The sequence below is a fragment of the Pseudoalteromonas sp. APM04 genome (assembly GCF_022809815.1).
Lineage (GTDB): Bacteria > Pseudomonadota > Gammaproteobacteria > Enterobacterales > Alteromonadaceae > Pseudoalteromonas > Pseudoalteromonas marina.
Map to the genome: position 1 here is coordinate 676,316 of NZ_CP094442.1, position 17,489 is coordinate 693,804.

15 protein-coding genes and 1 pseudogene are annotated in these 17,489 nt (G+C 40.0%); 6 read left to right on the forward strand and 10 right to left on the reverse strand.

From position 1 onward, the window contains the following. Window positions 1–40 precede the first annotated feature (40 nt). A complete protein-coding gene (rluF, locus tag MTP24_RS18870; RefSeq protein WP_033035542.1) occupies window positions 41–1,006 on the forward strand; it encodes a 23S rRNA pseudouridine(2604) synthase RluF in 966 nt (321 codons plus the stop codon). A 92-nt stretch (window positions 1,007–1,098) separates the two neighbouring features. On the opposite strand, the gene MTP24_RS18875 is transcribed toward rluF, so the two are convergent. Both MTP24_RS18875 and MTP24_RS18880 read right to left on the reverse strand, forming a co-directional pair. Next, window positions 1,099–4,176: an efflux RND transporter permease subunit gene (locus MTP24_RS18875; protein WP_243534127.1), complete on the reverse strand. Its 3,078-nt coding sequence runs from the start codon at window positions 4,174–4,176 to the stop codon at window positions 1,099–1,101. A gap of 2 nt (window positions 4,177–4,178) precedes the next feature. Next, a complete protein-coding gene (locus MTP24_RS18880) occupies window positions 4,179–5,261 on the reverse strand; it encodes an efflux RND transporter periplasmic adaptor subunit (RefSeq protein WP_008127849.1) in 1,083 nt (360 codons plus the stop codon). A 122-nt stretch (window positions 5,262–5,383) separates the two neighbouring features. Here MTP24_RS18880 and MTP24_RS18885 point away from each other — a divergent pair, with 122 nt between their 5' ends. Next, entirely contained in the window at window positions 5,384–6,286 is a 903-nt protein-coding gene (locus MTP24_RS18885; protein ID WP_008127847.1) for a LysR family transcriptional regulator, read from the forward strand. Next, window positions 6,276–6,581, forward strand: a complete 306-nt coding sequence (locus tag MTP24_RS18890; protein ID WP_243534129.1) for an MGMT family protein — start codon at window positions 6,276–6,278, stop codon at window positions 6,579–6,581. Before MTP24_RS18885 ends, MTP24_RS18890 begins: the two co-directional genes overlap by 11 nt. A gap of 89 nt (window positions 6,582–6,670) precedes the next feature. Here the strand turns inward: MTP24_RS18890 and MTP24_RS18895 are convergent. The 4 genes and pseudogenes from MTP24_RS18895 to MTP24_RS18910 all read right to left on the reverse strand — a co-directional run. After that, window positions 6,671–6,814 (reverse strand): annotated as a pseudogene (locus MTP24_RS18895) (transposase); the annotation flags it as partial. A 550-nt stretch (window positions 6,815–7,364) separates the two neighbouring features. Then, complete coding sequence (locus MTP24_RS18900) at window positions 7,365–7,898, reverse strand: hypothetical protein (protein WP_243534131.1); 534 nt, start codon at window positions 7,896–7,898, stop codon at window positions 7,365–7,367. Next, window positions 7,834–8,253 (reverse strand): hypothetical protein, encoded by a 420-nt coding sequence (locus tag MTP24_RS18905; protein WP_243534133.1) that lies wholly within the window; start codon window positions 8,251–8,253, stop codon window positions 7,834–7,836. The genes MTP24_RS18900 and MTP24_RS18905 overlap by 65 nt, the downstream gene beginning before the upstream one ends. A gap of 138 nt (window positions 8,254–8,391) precedes the next feature. Further along, the gene (locus MTP24_RS18910) at window positions 8,392–8,805 is read right to left on the reverse strand and encodes a helix-turn-helix transcriptional regulator (protein WP_243534135.1); all 414 of its coding nucleotides are present in this window, start codon (window positions 8,803–8,805) and stop codon (window positions 8,392–8,394) included. A gap of 664 nt (window positions 8,806–9,469) precedes the next feature. Between MTP24_RS18910 and MTP24_RS18915 the strand changes: the two genes are divergently transcribed. Further along, window positions 9,470–10,624, forward strand: a complete 1,155-nt coding sequence (locus MTP24_RS18915; protein ID WP_138740772.1) for an IS110 family transposase — start codon at window positions 9,470–9,472, stop codon at window positions 10,622–10,624. Between the two features lie 405 nt (window positions 10,625–11,029). Here the strand turns inward: MTP24_RS18915 and MTP24_RS18920 are convergent, their stop codons facing one another. Then, a complete protein-coding gene (locus MTP24_RS18920) occupies window positions 11,030–11,368 on the reverse strand; it encodes a hypothetical protein (protein WP_243534137.1) in 339 nt (112 codons plus the stop codon). 132 nt (window positions 11,369–11,500) lie between these two features. Between MTP24_RS18920 and MTP24_RS18925 the strand changes: the two genes are divergently transcribed. Beyond that, window positions 11,501–12,655: an IS110 family transposase gene (locus tag MTP24_RS18925; protein ID WP_138740772.1), complete on the forward strand. Its 1,155-nt coding sequence runs from the start codon at window positions 11,501–11,503 to the stop codon at window positions 12,653–12,655. 641 nt (window positions 12,656–13,296) lie between these two features. Then, entirely contained in the window at window positions 13,297–14,559 is a 1,263-nt protein-coding gene (locus MTP24_RS18930; RefSeq protein WP_243531257.1) for an IS110 family transposase, read from the forward strand. Window positions 14,560–14,591: 32 nt separating this feature from the next. On the opposite strand, the gene MTP24_RS18935 is transcribed toward MTP24_RS18930, so the two are convergent. From MTP24_RS18935 to MTP24_RS18945, 3 genes are all read right to left on the reverse strand, one after another. Then, the gene (locus MTP24_RS18935; protein WP_243534139.1) at window positions 14,592–15,107 is read right to left on the reverse strand and encodes a hypothetical protein; all 516 of its coding nucleotides are present in this window, start codon (window positions 15,105–15,107) and stop codon (window positions 14,592–14,594) included. 336 nt (window positions 15,108–15,443) lie between these two features. Next, the gene (locus MTP24_RS18940) at window positions 15,444–16,532 is read right to left on the reverse strand and encodes an IS91 family transposase (protein ID WP_243533907.1); all 1,089 of its coding nucleotides are present in this window, start codon (window positions 16,530–16,532) and stop codon (window positions 15,444–15,446) included. Next, window positions 16,529–17,362 (reverse strand): tyrosine-type recombinase/integrase, encoded by an 834-nt coding sequence (locus tag MTP24_RS18945; protein WP_243533905.1) that lies wholly within the window; start codon window positions 17,360–17,362, stop codon window positions 16,529–16,531. The genes MTP24_RS18940 and MTP24_RS18945 overlap by 4 nt, the downstream gene beginning before the upstream one ends. Window positions 17,363–17,489: the final 127 nt, after the last annotated feature.

A 17,489-nucleotide genomic window follows, 5' to 3' on the forward strand; every position in this document is an offset into this window, starting at 1 on the left:
ATACACTAGCGACCCTAAAAAATTAATACCATTAAGTGATATGACCGAATTAAAACGTTTAAATAAATTTATTAGTGAAACAGGTTTTTGTTCACGCCGTGAAGCCGATAAATATATTGAGCAAGGTCGTGTGTCAGTTAATGGTAATGCGCCAGAAATGGGCGTGAAGGTTGCAGCAACCGACGTAGTATTGGTCGATGGAAAACCATTAAAAACACCACCTAAACGTGTTTATATTGCCTACAATAAACCGGTGGGTATAACGTGTACAACCGAACGTAAAATCCAAAGCAATATTGTCAAAGCGGTTAATTATCCTGATCGTATATTTCCAATTGGGCGCCTAGATAGACCTTCTGAAGGGTTAATATTTTTAACTAACGAGGGCGACATTGTTAATAAAATTTTGCGTGCGGGTAATAACCACGAAAAAGAATACGTCGTCACCGTAGACAAGCCCCTTAATCGCCAATTTGTATCTAAAATGGCCAACGGCATTCCTATTTTAGATACTGTTACTAAAAAGTGTAAGGTTACACAAACAGCCCCTAAAGAATTTAAGATCATTTTAACTCAGGGGTTAAATCGCCAAATTCGCCGAATGTGTGAGTATTTAGGTTACGAAGTGGTGACTTTAAAGCGCACTCGTATTATGAATGTAACATTAAAAGGCTTAAAAGTGGGTCAATGGCGTCATTTATCCGATGTTGAAATGGCGCAAATAAACGACTCAATTGCTGACTCAGGCAAAACCCAAGAGCACTCTTTAGATACTAACAAGCAAGTTGATAAAAATGCTGCTATATCACCTAAGCGCGACTTTCAGGGTGAAAACCCACGTCGTAATAAGCAAAAAGAGCGAGGCGATGAGCAAAAAAATAATCGAACTAATGCACCATATCAAAAGCGCTCTACAACCTATGTTGGTAAACCAAAAACGGCGAAAGCAAATAGTGCATCTAGCAATAAAGCAGGCGCACGCACTAAGCTAAGTTTAAAAAAATAAGCTAAGCAATTACCACTTTATTTATTTAAGTTATAAAAAATGCCACAGTTTACGCTGTGGCATTTTTATTTAGTTAAGTACTTAATATGTCGTTACTTATGTGGTTGGTATTCAATTCTAAAAATCATAGTATATAAAACAGGCACTACTATTAATGTAAGTATGGTCGCAAAGCCCAAACCAAACATAATTGTGACCGCCATAGATTGAAAGAACACATCAAACAGCAAAGGGATCATACCGAGTATTGTGGTGATTGCAGCCATTGCTACAGGCCGCACACGGCTCACCCCAGAATCAAAAACCGCTTGGTAAGGTGAGCTGCCCGCTTTTAGCTCAAGGTTTATTTGGTCGACTAATACAATGCCATTTTTAATGAGCATACCACTTAAGCTTAATAACCCAAGTAGGCCCATAAAACTAAACGGTGCGTTCATTGCTAACAAACCGGCACTGACACCAATAATTGCCAGTGGAACTGTGGCCCAAATTACAAGAGGCTGCTTTAATGAGTTAAACAGTAAAACCGTAATAGCAAACATAGCTAAGTAGCCAAGCGGCAAAGACCCAAATATAGCTTTTTGAGCTTTGCTTGAAGATTCATATTCGCCGCCCCATTCTAATGAGTACCCATGAGGTAGCTCTATAGATTCAATAGGGCCTCGTACTCGGGCAAACAATTTAGCGGCTGTTTCATCTCCTAGCACATTTTGGTCGGCCATTACCGTTATTGTTCGCTTTCTATCGCGACGCATGATTAGGCTGTCTTCCCATTCAACGATAAACTCATCTACCACTTGAGTTACTGGTACAAATACACCTAAAACAGGGCTGTATATTTGTAAATCATGAACGCTATCTACATTAAGACGCTCATTAGCAGGAGAGCGCGCAATAATTGGCAGTAATTGAGTACCATCACGATATACACCCACCTGTTTACCCGACAAGCTTGTAAGCAGCACATCATCCAGATCTGATTTACTTATGCCTAAGCGTCGTGCCTTTTGCTCGTTAAACTGTGGGCGGATCATTTTGGTTCGCGCACGCCAATCATTACGAATATTAAATGCGCCGTCATCTTGAGCCATAAGCTTTTCAGCTTCAGCTGCGAGCTTTCTAAGAACGACAGGGTCAGGGCCTGTAAAACGGGCTTCTATTTTTGCATCAGTAGAAGGCCCAATTTCCATAGGCTTTATTTTTAGTTGAGCTGATAACGGTGTATTTTGAGAATAATCACGTACTTTTTGCATAACAACCGCAACTGCTTCACGGTCTTTTACTCTTATAATAAGTTGTCCATACGACGAGTAAGACTTTTGAGGCGCATAAGTAAGCATAAAGCGCGGCGCACCTTGCCCAGTTGTACTTGTTACTTCTTCTACAAGTTCTTCTTTTTGCAAATAGTTTTCAAGCTTCTTTATGCCATCTAGTGTGGCACGAATATCCGAACCTTGTTGTTGCCAGTAATCTACGTAAAACATAGGTGTGTTAGAGGCAGGGAAAAATGACTGCTTAACCGAACCAAAACCCACTACGGCACTGCACAGTAATACAACCATGAGGATCATTGTTGACTTGCGATAGTGCATTGCTAAATCTAATAGCGCTTTATAGCCTGTAAAAATAAACCCTTGGTATGGGTCGTTATCTGAATCGTCTTCGGTGTTTTTATCATTTTTAAATTCATTTTCTGAAAACATAAGGTTTGCAAAAAATGGAGTTAAAGTAATGGCGGTTATCCAGCTAAGTAACAGCGATATAAACAACACCCAAAACAAGCTGCCCGCAAACTCACCGGTTGCGTCAGAGCTTAAACCAATTGGCGCAAACGCAGTAATACCAATAATAGTTGCACCTAACAATGGCCATTTAGTTTGCTCCACAATGTTAACTGCGGCTTTAAGTTTGGTTTGGCCACGTTTTAGGTTTATTAAAATTCCTTCGGTAACCACTATGGCGTTATCTACCAGCATACCAAGGGCTATAATAAGCGCACCTAACGATATACGTTGTAAGTCTATGGCAAACAACTTCATAAAAATAAAGGTGCCTAAAACTGTTAGTAATAAAATACCGCCTATTAAAATGCCGCTTTTAAGGCCCATAAAAATAAGGAGTACCACAATTACTATCGCAATGGCTTCTAGCAGGCTAACAATAAAACCGTCTACCGAGGTTTCTACTTCTTTTGGTTGGTTGTATACAGCATTCACGTCAATACCATGCGGGCGCTGGTACTCAAGTTCAGCTAAGTGAGCATCAATACGTTTACCTACATCAACCACATTAACGCCATTCATAAACGATACGCCAATTAATAGCGCTTGCTCAGAGTTGTATCTAATTACATTAGTGGGTACTTCAGCGTACTCTCTAAATACTTCGGCAACATCACCCAAATAAATAAGCTCGCTCGCACCCGGTTTAGAAATCAGCAGAGTTTCAAGTTCTTTAACATCTTTAAATTCGCCGGTAGGATGAAAACGAATCGACTCATCGCCCACTCTAATCTTACCTGCGTTAGACACCGTGTTTTGAGATTGTAACAAAGCAAATATATGGCTAGGTGCAATACCAAGTTGGGCTAATTTACGGGTAGATATTTCTACCATTACTTGCGGCTGTTGCTCACCTGCAATCGTTACCTTGCTTACCCCTTTAACTAATACCAGTTCACGCTTTAAATAATCGGTGTAGTCTTTTAGTTCATCGTAAGAATAGCCATCACCTACAACAGAATATAAAACACCATATACATCGCCAAAGTCATCTAAAATTGTACTTGGGTAAACACCACTGGGTAAAGACGGAGAAAGATCGTTTATTTTACGACGCATTTCATCCCAAATTTGGCGAAGTTGCTCTTTTCGATAAGTGCTCTTCATTTCCACGGCAATTTGCGACTTCCCGTTGGATGAAATAGAAGTCACGTGGTCAACATAGGGTAACTGTTGAATTGCATTTTCGAGTGGAAAAGTAACTTCTTCCTCGACTTGCTGCGGTGATGCGCCAGGGTACATGGTAATAACCATGGCCTGTTTAAGTGTAAATTCAGGGTCTTCTAACTGGCCTAAATCAAAATACGATACGCTACCACCAATTAAAAGTAGCAGGGCAAACATCCAACTAATTACTTTTTTCTTTATAGAAAATTGTGCAAAGCTCATAATTATAAGCCTCGCTCTTTATTCCATGGACGAACTTTCATGCCTTCTTCAATCGAGTGAACACCCGCAGACACCACAATTTGGCCCTCTTTAATACCGCTAAGTACCTCTATACCATCATGGTGTAATTGGCCAACTTCAACAGCTTGCTTATGGACTTGGCCAGTATTTTCATCATAAAGCCAAACATAGGCATTATTTTTAATTGCTTCTTGAGGGTCAGAAAAAACCGATTCAATAGGGAGTATTGTGTAAGCAACCTGCGAACGTGTTACTTTACTTAAATCAATTAAAACGCGGCCAGTCATACCTGCTAGTAAATTAAAGTCATCAGGCACGGGTAACGAAAACACCACTTTATAAGTGAGTGTTGCTGGGTCGGCTTGGGTGTCCCATTCTTTAATATCGAGCGAGTATTCTTTATCTTCAAAGCCATCAAATTTAACAGTAGGGTGGTAATCAGTGCCTTTTTTGAATCGTGCCACTATTTTTTCAGGAACCTGAATTTCTACGTCCATTAAATCACGCGTTTCTAGGCGCAAAATATTTTGTTTAGCTTGAATATTTTCAAAATTCTTTACAAACACTTTGGCAACAGTGCCCGCAAAAGGGGCTCGCAATTCACTGTACTCTAGGTTGGTTTCAGCAATTTTAAATGCCGACTCAGCAATTTGCATATTGGCGGTTGCTTGGTCGAGCTCAGATTGGCTGGTAATTTTTTTCTCGAATAATTGTTCAATTCGGCTCAGTTGCGATTTTGCCAGTTCGTAACGTGCTTTACGTTCGTCAAACTGGAGTTGAAAATCTTCAGGGTCTAATTTGGCTAGTAAATCGCCTTTTTCAACGTGTTCACCAGCAAGAACCGGAAACTCTATAAGTTCTCCGTTTACCCTAAATGCAAGGTAAGATCCTTGATTGGCAACCACTTCTGCTGGGAAACTACGAATATTAATTTGAGAGTCATGGCCAATATTGAACAGCTTAACAGGGCGAATGGGCTCTTCTTTAACTTGTTGTTCTGGCTCAGAACAGGCAATTAAGCTAAGTAGGGTCGTTGTTAGTAAACATAGACGAAAGAGTTTCATGTCTTCTCCGTTGCAATATTGGCAAAATAAGTAAGTGCAGGATACGCTGCAAACATATAAAATAAAATTCATTAAATTTTAGAGACTCAATAAGTTTTACTTATAATGTTTTGAGGCGGTATATGAAGCTGAATCAATTAGTAATATTAGATGCCATAGTGCAAAGCGCAAGTTTGAGCGGCGCTGCGCAAAAGCTTCATAAAACACAGCCCGCGCTAACGTTGGCTATAAAAAACTTAGAAGCACAAATAGGCTTTGAGCTGTTAGATAGAACAAAGTACCGGTTACAGCTTACTGAAAAAGGACGTATTTTTCATCGTGAGGCACAACAGTTACTGCATGCAAATGACGAGCTTGCCAAACTCGCAGAAGAACTTTCGTTAGGAAATGAACCCCAATATCAAATTTGTTACGAACAGCTCTGCCATAAACAAAGTTATAACAAGATCATAAGTAATACTTTTAGGCAGTTTACGAGCACAGAGTTTTGTATTACCAGTGGCAAACGGTTTGTATCATTAGAACAAGTTAATAGTGGGCAAGCAGAGTTAGGTATTGGCCCCTGGTTTGATTTATTTCATGCTACAGGTGACTTAGAAAGCGTGCCCATAGGTAAGCTCGACATTGGTATAGTAAGTGCTAAAGGGCTATTACCCCAACAGTTAACATACACACAATTACAAACCTATCCGTGTTTAGCTATGTTTGAAAGCGATTTAAGTATAGACAGCGATAGGCTATCTTACTCTAAAGGTTCTGCAATGATGAAAATAGACGATGTAGCAACTTTAAAATCGTTTTTACTTTCAGGGGCCGGATGGGCAATGATGAGCCTAGAGCATTGCAAACCTGAAATAAAAGCAGGCTTACTACAAGAAATCCATATTACAGACCGCGAACATAAATTTAGCGCACAAATAAGAGCGTTTAGGCAGCATGCTATTCATCATGGCCCTGTGGCACGCACTGTATGGGAGCAATTTAAACAACTAAGTAAGGCCTACGCTGATAAAAATGGATATTGAAAAAGAAACCCTTATTTATACCGTAATAGCCGGTATCCCAGCAGGAAAAGTAGCAAGCTATGGTCAAGTCGCTGCGTTGGCTGGATTTCCGCAAAACTCACGTTTAGTTGGGCGTTTATTAAAAATAATGCCAAGTGATTCGGTTATTCCATGGCATCGTGTTGTAAACAGCCAAGGTAAAATAGCGTTCCCTGTAGGCAGTAACAAGTACCAAGAACAGCGTCAAAAGTTATTATCAGAAGGTGTACTTTTTAAAAACGACAAAGTAAATATGCGTGAGTGTAGGTGGCAGTAAAGTTAACACTTTCGGCTAATTGCCAGTGTAGGTCCGATAAATTAAGTGCCATTCGGCACAGGAAAATACCCTAGATATTTTTTTTGCTAAGTACTCAGTATTAAAGGATGAATACCTAGCGCCTCGGCAACGTCCTTTGATATGGTATCGTCTCGTAAGCTAAGTTTGACTGCTTTGATTTTGAAATTAGCGGAGTAAAAATATGTCTTTTTAGATTGGGTATATCTAAGCATATTAGCCTCCTCAAAGTAATGATGAGGTGTCCACAAAAACGGGTGAGGAGCAGTTCCGTTATAAAGAGTGTGTTAGCTATAATGTGCACAGATAAGCATGTGTATGTAATTGTGTGACATGCAGACAATGATGAAACCGACAAAGCAGATACTAAATGTTCTCTCTGGTATTGCGTGTATAGCTAAACAAGGCATTTGCTTTAGGTTTGATAGCGAAGGTATAAATAAAAATGAGTGGCGCTCGAAATGTTTATATTTAAGCAAAACTTTTGTAAAGAACAATTTTAACCCTGAAACGTACATTAAAACGAATGTTGAAGCTCCAAGCAGCTCTACCATTGCCATGAGTTCCATGCCCACTATAATTTCTGGTCCAGCAATGAGCATTACTATTATTACTGCTAATGAGTGCCAAATGCCTTTAGACATTGTTTTTTTGATCCGATCAAACACCAAACTTTCCTTGTATAGCTAATGCCAAATAACAATTGATTAAAATAAGCGAAGCAGGAGTAAACCCAATTGTTATTTGTCTTGATTAATTTGCTTGTTAGCTTTCATACTGCTTCAAAAAAGCTAACATCTCCATTTTTATCTCTACGGGATTTCCGTAAATACCATCATTGGCAATATCTAGCGAGTCCCAAAAACTCATCATCTGATTTTCGGCTTGTTCATCTGGAATGAAGATGTTTGGTTCAAAAGCCATCTCATAAATTTTCTGTGATACTTTCTCGTAGGTAGTAGTGTTGTTTTCTAATGCTTTTACGAATATCGAAAAGGCCTGTTTTGCGACTAATTTCGAGTCAGTAGATAATCCAAACTCTTGGAGCGCTAACACGGCATCATTAGTATTTTTTGAAACCGATACATCAAATAATCGGATATCAGGTTCATCGGCTTTTAAGATCAATGAATCCGCCCACTCTGTGACGTTATTTATTTTTAAAGCCCCACATTCTAAGGCTAATATCATTGCATTAATTTCGACGATGTTCATTTCCCGTTTAAGCGACTCGTTATATGTTTCTTTTCTTGTAAAACTCATTCGCACATACCCGACAATGATGTTTGTCATAACCATACTCATCACCTTTGTAAAAACTAAGGTGAAAAGTAGAGTTGTCTTTTTCAAAACAAACAGGACAAAATGGAACATCATCACCGTCAGCACGATATAAAACACCGTCATATGTTAGAGACTGCTTTGTTTCAAGTTGACTCTTAACATTTTTTATTTCTTCATCTTTATCGATTAAAACTTGCTGTACGTCAGCTAATTCCATTTTTACGTCAGCTAGTGCACTTATAAGCTCTGCTATTTGTAACTTTGTTTCAGCTTCACTTAGTGATATATCACTATTCTTTATTAATTTCGCAAGATCTGCAGCAGTTTTTACGCTTGATAAAACAGATCCTATAACCGCCAAATCTGGCATGCTGACTCCTGACTATGTTGAAATATATAACTTTTCAATAACGGGCGCAGGCACGTGTGGCATAATGGCGAAGCCGCCCCGCGTGTATGCGTCCCAGCGAACGAAGTGAGTGAGTTTATTGAGTTGTTATATCGCTACTCACCAATATTTCTTCGTATCAATATAATGCTTCATCTTAGAAAAGATGTAAGCTAGAAGAAAGAATGCTGGCGTTGCGATAACGTCGGGTTTTATGAACCAAGTTAATAGGCCCAAGAGCACCGTCATCATTTCTAACATAATAATTTGCTTTCTTGCTTTTACTCCCCAAAACGAAAACCTGACCCATAACGGCTCTTTGTTCCATTCTTTAGATGTTTTGTCTATCACGATAATTTCCTCTTGAAGTTTAGAAATGTCAATTTCAAACACAGAGGCAAGGGCTTTAAGAGATTCTATACTGGCCTTGTTTCCGCTTTCTATTCGTTGAATAGTTCTAGTACTCAAGCCGCTTAACGTGGCAAGTTGTTCTTGTGACCAGTTTCGTTTTTCTCTAAGACGTTTGACTATCATTTGGGCTCCTTACCAATGTGAGAGGAAACTATCCATGTTTTAATCGATTGTCGGTTACGAAATTCACACGACAGTGAGGCGACAGGCGATGTTTACAGCGATATAACACCCACTTAAGCGGAAAAATATTGTTGGCTAAAATGTTGAACGGAGTGAAAACAGCCAACTGTAAATTTTCCCTCTTGAGCGCCTTGTTAGGTATTCTTTAACCTTTTTAGTTGCTTAATACCTAAAAATGTACCAATAGGAATAAATAAAAGCCACAGATACGCGAAGTATTTGCAGTAAATAACAAACAACTTGGAGCTATGATTTTTATTCAATAACCAAACACTGATAATTAGACCGATTAAAGCAGGAGTTATTTGTATAAGAGAAAACACGATGCCTGTCGATAAATGACCTGCTATTAATTTAGGATCGTTTGTAGATAATTTTAGAAACGCGGAATATAAACCTGAAAAAAAATTAAATAATGATAAGAGTAAAAAGCCTTGTAAAACGATACTTATAAATTTTAATAGATTAAACAAACTCGAACCTTCCCTGAATATCTAGACATAATGACTCCCACACGGTGTTAGCCTCCGCTTTTCGTGGGTTAGCTTAATTCAAAGCCAGAGCCATAATTAGTTTGTCAATTAACTAAACAGCAGAGGCTAACATGAATAAACATAGCATACTTTTTATCGGTCTTGATACACATAAAGAATTCAATGAAGTTGCCTATATTGAAGAACATAGAGGTGCGCAACCTGTTCATCTTGGCCGAGTTTCGTCTTCCAAAATGGCCGTTCAAAAGCTTGTTCGCCAGTTCGAATCGAAATACCCTGGCGCAACACTTCATTTTGTTTATGAAGCTGGCCCATGTGGTTATTGGATTTACCGATTAATTACCAGCCTTGGCCATTGCTGTTATGTGGTTGCACCTTCTCTTATTCCTAAAAAACCTGGTGAGAAAATTAAAACCGATAAACGTGATGCCCTTAAGCTTGCTAAATTACTTAAGTCTGAAGATTTAACACCTATCTATGTTCCTGAGCCTGAAGATGAAGCTGTACGTGATTTATCTCGTGCACGCGAAGTAGCCATGAAGGATTTAAAAGATGCCAAATATCAATTAAAGGCGCTGCTGCTTCGCAATAATATTAATTACAAAGGCACTGCGAATTGGTCACAAAAACATTTACGTTGGCTCACTGAGCTTGTGTTGCCACACCCCGCTCAGCACATCGTCTTACAAGAATTTTTACACACAATTACCGAACGAATAAGCCGACTTGAGCGGCTAGATAATGAACTAACACACCACGTTCACCAGTGGCGTTATTATCCTGTAGTAAAAGCAATACAAGCTATGCGTGGTGTCCGTTTGTTGGTCGCCACTGGCGTTGTTGCTGAGCTTGGCGATTTATCGCGTTTCGACCATCCCCGCAAATTAATGAGTTATCTCGGTCTTGTACCCAGTGAACACTCGAGTGGTGGCAAACGCCATATTGGCGCCATCACAAAATGCGGGAACGGCCGAGCAAGGCGCCTTCTTGTGGAAGGTGCACATACTTATCGCTATGCAGCAAATATATCCACAGATATGCAAAAACGACAAGAAGGTTTACCAAAGGACATTATTGATATTGCGTGGAAAGCACAGATTAGGCTCTGCAAACGCTATAAAAAAATGATAGCCAAAGGGAAACACTACAATCTGGTTGTTACCGCCATTGCCCGAGAAATGATTGCGTACATATGGGCTATTGCAAGAGAAGTGGTGCTTACGCCAGTGAATAAAAAACTTAGATTGGCAAGAGTACCCGCATGATAAAAGAATTAGAGTTAATGCATGGGATCAAGCATCGGGTGTGGCACAACCACCGACGGCGTTAGGATGGCAATGCAGCTAACGCTGCATTGAACCACGAACATAGACTGAAGACAGGTGCCACGACGAAATAAGTAAGGTCTGCTCTGTTACTAGAAATAGTAATAACCAACGAATATCAGCAAGATAACCGACGACATTACTTGCTTCATCCTATGTATTAACTCGCTCTAATTCGAGCTAAAATAATTATGGCTTAAAAAGTTAGGCAAGGATCAGTGCGTTTAATTTGACAATGGGAGTCATACCAACGCCTTGCTAAGAGGCGAAAAATGCTTGGCTATAATTAGCGAAGAATGAGCGCAGCCAAGCTTTTTGCGTCCTTTCTTGAGCAACTTGTTAGTTTTACTCACCACGATTTATAATTTGATCTACTGCGGGGCAGAACTTTTTAATTAAGAAAGCTCCTTCTTCATCTGGGGTAGAACCAAGCATACGAACAGCAGATTTAAGCTTTTTTACTGCATCTTCAAAATATTTAGCTGTGTTTTCACTACCAACTGCTTTTTCAAGAACCGCTAAGTATTTTGATGTTTCACCTGATTGGTACATTGGGCTATTAGTAGCAACATGACCAGCTAAGCAATTTGCTGTATTTCTAGCAACCTTTTCGTTAAGTGTTTCAGCAAAAGCACTTAAAGACACAAATGAAAATGCAAGAAATATTACAATGGACTTTTTCATGACAACTTTTCTCTAGGTAAAACTAGACATAATGACTCCCACACGGTGTTAGCCTCCGCTTTTCGTGGGTTAGCTTAATTCAAAGCCAGAGCCATAATTAGTTTGTCAATTAACTAAACAGCAGAGGCTAACATGAATAAACATAGCATACTTTTTATCGGTCTTGATACACATAAAGAATTCAATGAAGTTGCCTATATTGAAGAACATAGAGGTGCGCAACCTGTTCATCTTGGCCGAGTTTCGTCTTCCAAAATGGCCGTTCAAAAGCTTGTTCGCCAGTTCGAATCGAAATACCCTGGCGCAACACTTCATTTTGTTTATGAAGCTGGCCCATGTGGTTATTGGATTTACCGATTAATTACCAGCCTTGGCCATTGCTGTTATGTGGTTGCACCTTCTCTTATTCCTAAAAAACCTGGTGAGAAAATTAAAACCGATAAACGTGATGCCCTTAAGCTTGCTAAATTACTTAAGTCTGAAGATTTAACACCTATCTATGTTCCTGAGCCTGAAGATGAAGCTGTACGTGATTTATCTCGTGCACGCGAAGTAGCCATGAAGGATTTAAAAGATGCCAAATATCAATTAAAGGCGCTGCTGCTTCGCAATAATATTAATTACAAAGGCACTGCGAATTGGTCACAAAAACATTTACGTTGGCTCACTGAGCTTGTGTTGCCACACCCCGCTCAGCACATCGTCTTACAAGAATTTTTACACACAATTACCGAACGAATAAGCCGACTTGAGCGGCTAGATAATGAACTAACACACCACGTTCACCAGTGGCGTTATTATCCTGTAGTAAAAGCAATACAAGCTATGCGTGGTGTCCGTTTGTTGGTCGCCACTGGCGTTGTTGCTGAGCTTGGCGATTTATCGCGTTTCGACCATCCCCGCAAATTAATGAGTTATCTCGGTCTTGTACCCAGTGAACACTCGAGTGGTGGCAAACGCCATATTGGCGCCATCACAAAATGCGGGAACGGCCGAGCAAGGCGCCTTCTTGTGGAAGGTGCACATACTTATCGCTATGCAGCAAATATATCCACAGATATGCAAAAACGACAAGAAGGTTTACCAAAGGACATTATTGATATTGCGTGGAAAGCACAGATTAGGCTCTGCAAACGCTATAAAAAAATGATAGCCAAAGGGAAACACTACAATCTGGTTGTTACCGCCATTGCCCGAGAAATGATTGCGTACATATGGGCTATTGCAAGAGAAGTGGTGCTTACGCCAGTGAATAAAAAACTTAGATTGGCAAGAGTACCCGCATGATAAAAGAATTAGAGTTAATGCATGGGATCAAGCATCGGGTGTGGCACAACCACCGACGGCGTTAGGATGGCAATGCAGCTAACGCTGCATTGAACCACGAACATAGACTGAAGACAGGTGCCACGACGAAATAAGTAAGGTCTGCTCTGTTACTAGAAATAGTAATAACCAACGAATATCAGCAAGATAACCGACGACATTACTTGCTTCATCCTATGTATTAACTCGCTCTAATTCGAGCTAAAATAATTATGGCTTAAAAAGTTAGGCAAGGATCAGTGCGTTTAATTTGACAATGGGAGTCATACCAACGCCTTACTAATGGGCGCACAAATGCTTGGCTAAAATTAGCGACGAAGGAGCGCAAGCCAAGCGTTTTGCGTCCTTTTGAGTAACTTATAGTTCGACCAAGCCACTTAATTTAAAAGTAACTGACTATTATATTAAGTGGAATATGCTTCTGTTGGTTACGAATATTGAATGACGAACATCCAATGTTTTTAACAAGACGTTCGAGCCAACAGAGCACCTCGATTTCAAAACGCATACTCAGGGATTGCCGACCAAGACTATCTATAAGACCTGCGAGAAACGAGATTTAAGCACATTCCGTCCTTAACTTTAACCGTAGGCGCTATAAAATGAAAGCATATAACGTTGATAATTTTGCTGCACTCATTGGCATTGATTGGGCCGATAAAAAACATGATATTTGTGAGCATCCAACAAGCACTAATAAATATCATTACACCGTTGTTAAACACAGACCTGAAGCGTTGCATGAATGGGCTATGGATATTAAACAGCGTTATCCAGACCAGAAAATAGCGATTGTTTGCGAACTTAAAAAAGGCCCGCTTATTTATGCATTAGCTAAATACGACCACCTTACTTTATTCACCGTTAATCCTTGTGCTGTTGCTAAATATCGCCAGGCTTTTACGCCCAGTGGCGCAAAAGATGACCCATCAGATGCCTTTCTGCAAGTTGAAATTCTTAAGTTACACATGGATAAGCTCTCTGTCATTGAGCCCGAGTCAGCAGCTATGCGAACGCTGTCTCAGCTTGTTGAATATCGCCGAAGTTTAGTGCAAGACAGTGTCGATTTATCCAATAAAATAACGGCGACATTAAAGAATTATTACCCGCAGGCACTTGAATGGTTTAAAGAAAAGGACACGTATATATTCTGCGACTTCATTCAGAAATGGCCATCACTCACTGCGGTTAAAAAAGCAAGAAAACAGACCTTACTCGACTTTTTTGAGAGTCATAATTCACACTATTGCACGGTTAATAATGCACGACTAGACAGTATTAAAAATGCGATGCCATTAACTCTGGACGAAGGAGTAATTGTACCTAATCAAATGCTCGTTGAAGTGCTTATCACGCAATTTAAAGTGTTATTAAAGGGCATTGAAAAGCTCGATAAAGCAATAAAATCGGCTTATAAAGCCCAGCAGGATAAAAAGATATTTGATAGCTTACCCGGCGCAGGTCCACAACTCGCCCCACGTTTACTTGTTGCTTTTGGGAGTAATCGTGCGCGTTACAATGATGCTGCAGAACTTCAAAAGTACGCTGGTATAGCGCCTGTTATTGAGCGCAGTGGTCAAAAAATGTGGACGCATTGGCGTTATAGTTGCCCCACTTTTTTAAGGCAAACATTTGTAGAATGGGCAGGCTTTTCTATTCGTTATTCATTTTGGGCTAAAGCGTATTATGAGCAACAAAAAGCCAAGGGTAAGCCGCATAACAGCATTATTAGATCACTGGCATTTAAATGGATAAGGATTGTATTTAGGTGTTGGAAAACGAATACACCCTACGATGAATCGACGTATTTAGCAGCATTGAAACGCAGAGGCTCACCACTTTTAAAATTTGCAATTAATAGCTAAATTTTACTAGTCGTCCACCTCAGGGCGTGTTGTTAGCAGTTGATTGCCTGCATTAGTGTTTTTGTAACTTCTTTAAATTCTATTTCTGAAACCTCAAAAGCCTTTTTATTTACCATTGGTATTGGAGGAACTATGTTTACTTGAGTAGCGCCTTTGAGAGCTTCAATTTCTATATTTAAATAGTAGTTTCGATAGGTTTTACAGTTAAACGTATCAGTAAAGCCCCCACAAGGATCTCTTACACGATCGTCTCGGATTAAGTTTTTAGCTTTCAAAATATGGCTTTCATTATTTACCAGTACAGTGATTTCATTGTTCAGCCATTCAACATTACTTCCATCGACAACTTCGACTACTAAGTAAACAGAATTGTAATGTAGATCGACTTTATACTTAGAGTCTTTCATTTCGTATTGAAAGGTCGAAGGGATTTGACCACAGCCATTTATAGTAGCATCGCCGCTAATCCCCTTCGGGCTCATAAAAGTAACTGTGTGTGGCGCACAGCCTGTGAGGAATATGAAAAAGAAAAATATAAGATTACGCAAATTCTATCCTTAGACTGCTAACATTTTAGTATTTATGCGACACGCTGTTTGTGTTGCATAATCGCTTGTTGGACTGAGCCGCTACCTGCTCGGTGTGTCAGAGTTGGTGTTGTTTATGCTATGGGAATTTGCTTTTTGGAGGCTCTCACTTTCCTAGCTGATTTAATCAGCTAGGAAAGTGTTATGTAAGCTTTCCCTGCATTGCTCAGCGCTTATTATGTATTCATTACACCTAAATTTGCCTTAATAAGCAATTATATTTTTTACACGTACAGAGGCCGCTAGCCTGAGCAGTTAAGCAGGTTAACTAATTGATTTTAAGCAGCTACCTAGCTGCTAACTCGTTCGCTCTACTTTGGTCGTTGTTTCATATAACTTGAATACGCCAATTAATCGCATGATACCTACCTTACAATGCTGGCAAGGCCAATGCGGTATCAGTGTTACGTTTTCTGTCTTTAGCTTCTCCACTTTACCTATGTGTGATTCTTGTGACCTTATTAATGCTAACTTTCGCTTGCGACATGCATTAGCTAAAAAACCATAGTGACGAATGCGCATAAACCCTTTGGGCAATACATGTTGTAAGTAACGCCGTAAAAATTCATCACAGCTCAGTGTCATTACTTTATCGCGGTTGTTATCTGCATAATCGCGGTATTTAAAGCTCACTGACTGCTCATTCGCTGACACTAATCGCGATTCTGACATCACGCCTTTTCGTGTATAACGAGCAAGGTAACTAACTAGCTTTTCACTGTACGTTAAACAGGCTTTGCTATACACGCACCATTTGGTTGGCGTGTTTATCTTCGCGAATGAACCATCGCCTTCATTGAGCGCCGCCAGCATTTTACCTCTAAAGACTGTTGATAACGCTTTTACGGGGTATAAATAGCCTTTTTCTATTTCATGCCAGTGCGTTTTTTCAAGTGCACCTGCGGGTATCAAACAATGCAAGTGGATATGCTGACTTAAGTTTTGCCCCCATGTATGCAGTACGCTTGTCATGCCTAACTGACCATGCCTCTTTCGTTTCGCAAATTTACACAGCGTTTGCCATGCGGCTTTAAATAAACACTGGTACAACGCGTTTGGGTTATAGTGCGCAATGATATTCAACTCATGGGGGAGCGTAAAAACAAGGTGGAAATACCGACACGGTAATAAATCCTCTTGCTGCCTTTGCACCCACTTAGCCGTAGCCATGCCTTGGCAACGTGGACAATGACGGTCTCGACAGCTACATCCAATCTTTTGTGACTCACCACAGTTATCACATTGCCATGCTTGGTAACCGAGCTGACCTGTTCTGCATGATTGAAGATGCTGACAGACACGCAGTTGTTGATAGCTCATCGTATGATGCTGGCGATAATTCTCAAGATTCGAGTTTAAAATATCAGCGAGGTGTAAAGCGCTCATTGTTTACCCCAGCTCGCAAGCAAATCAATGCCGCCATGACCTAACTCTGGTAACCAATGTAAGTAACTTTGTGTGGTTTTAATATCACTGTGACCAAGCTGATGTTGCAGTTGATGAAGTGGCATACCTGATTCAAGTTGGTGTGTTGCATAAGCATGGCGTAAAGCATGTGGATTACAGTGCTTTAAGCCACACGCTTGTGCATGTTTTCTCAATGGCTTTCTGAAACTTGAGGGTGACATGGGTTTATCCATTAACCATCGTGAATAAAACATCCAGCCTGTTGGGTGGTACATTTTCCAGTAACTGCGTAATTGGTTTAGTACGCTATCTGAAACTACAACATAACGCGATTTATCTCCTTTACCTTGTTCAATTAAAATGGTTTTACGCTGGCCATCGATGTCTTGCACTTTGATACGTAACAATTCGCCAATACGTAAGCCACACCCATAGCACACCATAATCAATGTTTTTAAGCGCATATCGGTGCAACTCTCTATAAGCCGTCGCATGTCATCGCGCGATAAATACGTGGGTGCACGCAGTTTTACTTTTGGCAGTGTAATATCTAAGTTCAATGGCCGGTGTAAAATATTCTTAAACAAGAACCAAATACTGTTTATCTGTATTTTTTGACTCGATCTGGAAAGTTCACGAATCGCAGGATCGTTAAAAAAGGCGTTAATCTCGTCATCAGTAATCGAATCGAGTGGTTTATTAAAATAATGACTGAGTTTTAGTAAATGTTCACAGTAGCTTTTACAGGTACTTTGCGAATAACCACGATAGGCTATTTCAGTTTTGACTTGTTCAATGAGTGTATTCATGACTTACCTCCAAGTTATGGGATAACCCCAAGGTAAGTGTGGCTCAAATGGTCAGAATAGGATCTCCGCGTAGCGGCTTAGTTCAACATGTTTATAGCGAGCTAATCGCGCGTATTTCTACCACAGC

Excerpts from the sequence above, each read along its gene's own strand:
- rluF (WP_033035542.1), top strand. The coding sequence starts at position 41 with ATGACCGAATTAAAACGTTTAAATAAATTTATTAGTGAAACAGGTTTT.
- MTP24_RS18875 (WP_243534127.1), bottom strand. The coding sequence starts at position 4,176 with ATGAGCTTTGCACAATTTTCTATAAAGAAAAAAGTAATTAGTTGGATG.
- MTP24_RS18880 (WP_008127849.1), bottom strand. The coding sequence starts at position 5,261 with ATGAAACTCTTTCGTCTATGTTTACTAACAACGACCCTACTTAGCTTA.
- MTP24_RS18885 (WP_008127847.1), top strand. The coding sequence starts at position 5,384 with ATGAAGCTGAATCAATTAGTAATATTAGATGCCATAGTGCAAAGCGCA.
- MTP24_RS18890 (WP_243534129.1), top strand. The coding sequence starts at position 6,276 with ATGGATATTGAAAAAGAAACCCTTATTTATACCGTAATAGCCGGTATC.
- MTP24_RS18900 (WP_243534131.1), bottom strand. The coding sequence starts at position 7,898 with ATGGTTATGACAAACATCATTGTCGGGTATGTGCGAATGAGTTTTACA.
- MTP24_RS18905 (WP_243534133.1), bottom strand. The coding sequence starts at position 8,253 with ATGCCAGATTTGGCGGTTATAGGATCTGTTTTATCAAGCGTAAAAACT.
- MTP24_RS18910 (WP_243534135.1), bottom strand. The coding sequence starts at position 8,805 with ATGATAGTCAAACGTCTTAGAGAAAAACGAAACTGGTCACAAGAACAA.
- MTP24_RS18915 (WP_138740772.1), top strand. The coding sequence starts at position 9,470 with ATGAATAAACATAGCATACTTTTTATCGGTCTTGATACACATAAAGAA.
- MTP24_RS18920 (WP_243534137.1), bottom strand. The coding sequence starts at position 11,368 with ATGAAAAAGTCCATTGTAATATTTCTTGCATTTTCATTTGTGTCTTTA.
- MTP24_RS18925 (WP_138740772.1), top strand. The coding sequence starts at position 11,501 with ATGAATAAACATAGCATACTTTTTATCGGTCTTGATACACATAAAGAA.
- MTP24_RS18930 (WP_243531257.1), top strand. The coding sequence starts at position 13,297 with ATGAAAGCATATAACGTTGATAATTTTGCTGCACTCATTGGCATTGAT.
- MTP24_RS18940 (WP_243533907.1), bottom strand. The coding sequence starts at position 16,532 with ATGAGCGCTTTACACCTCGCTGATATTTTAAACTCGAATCTTGAGAAT.
- MTP24_RS18945 (WP_243533905.1), bottom strand. The coding sequence starts at position 17,362 with ATGAATACACTCATTGAACAAGTCAAAACTGAAATAGCCTATCGTGGT.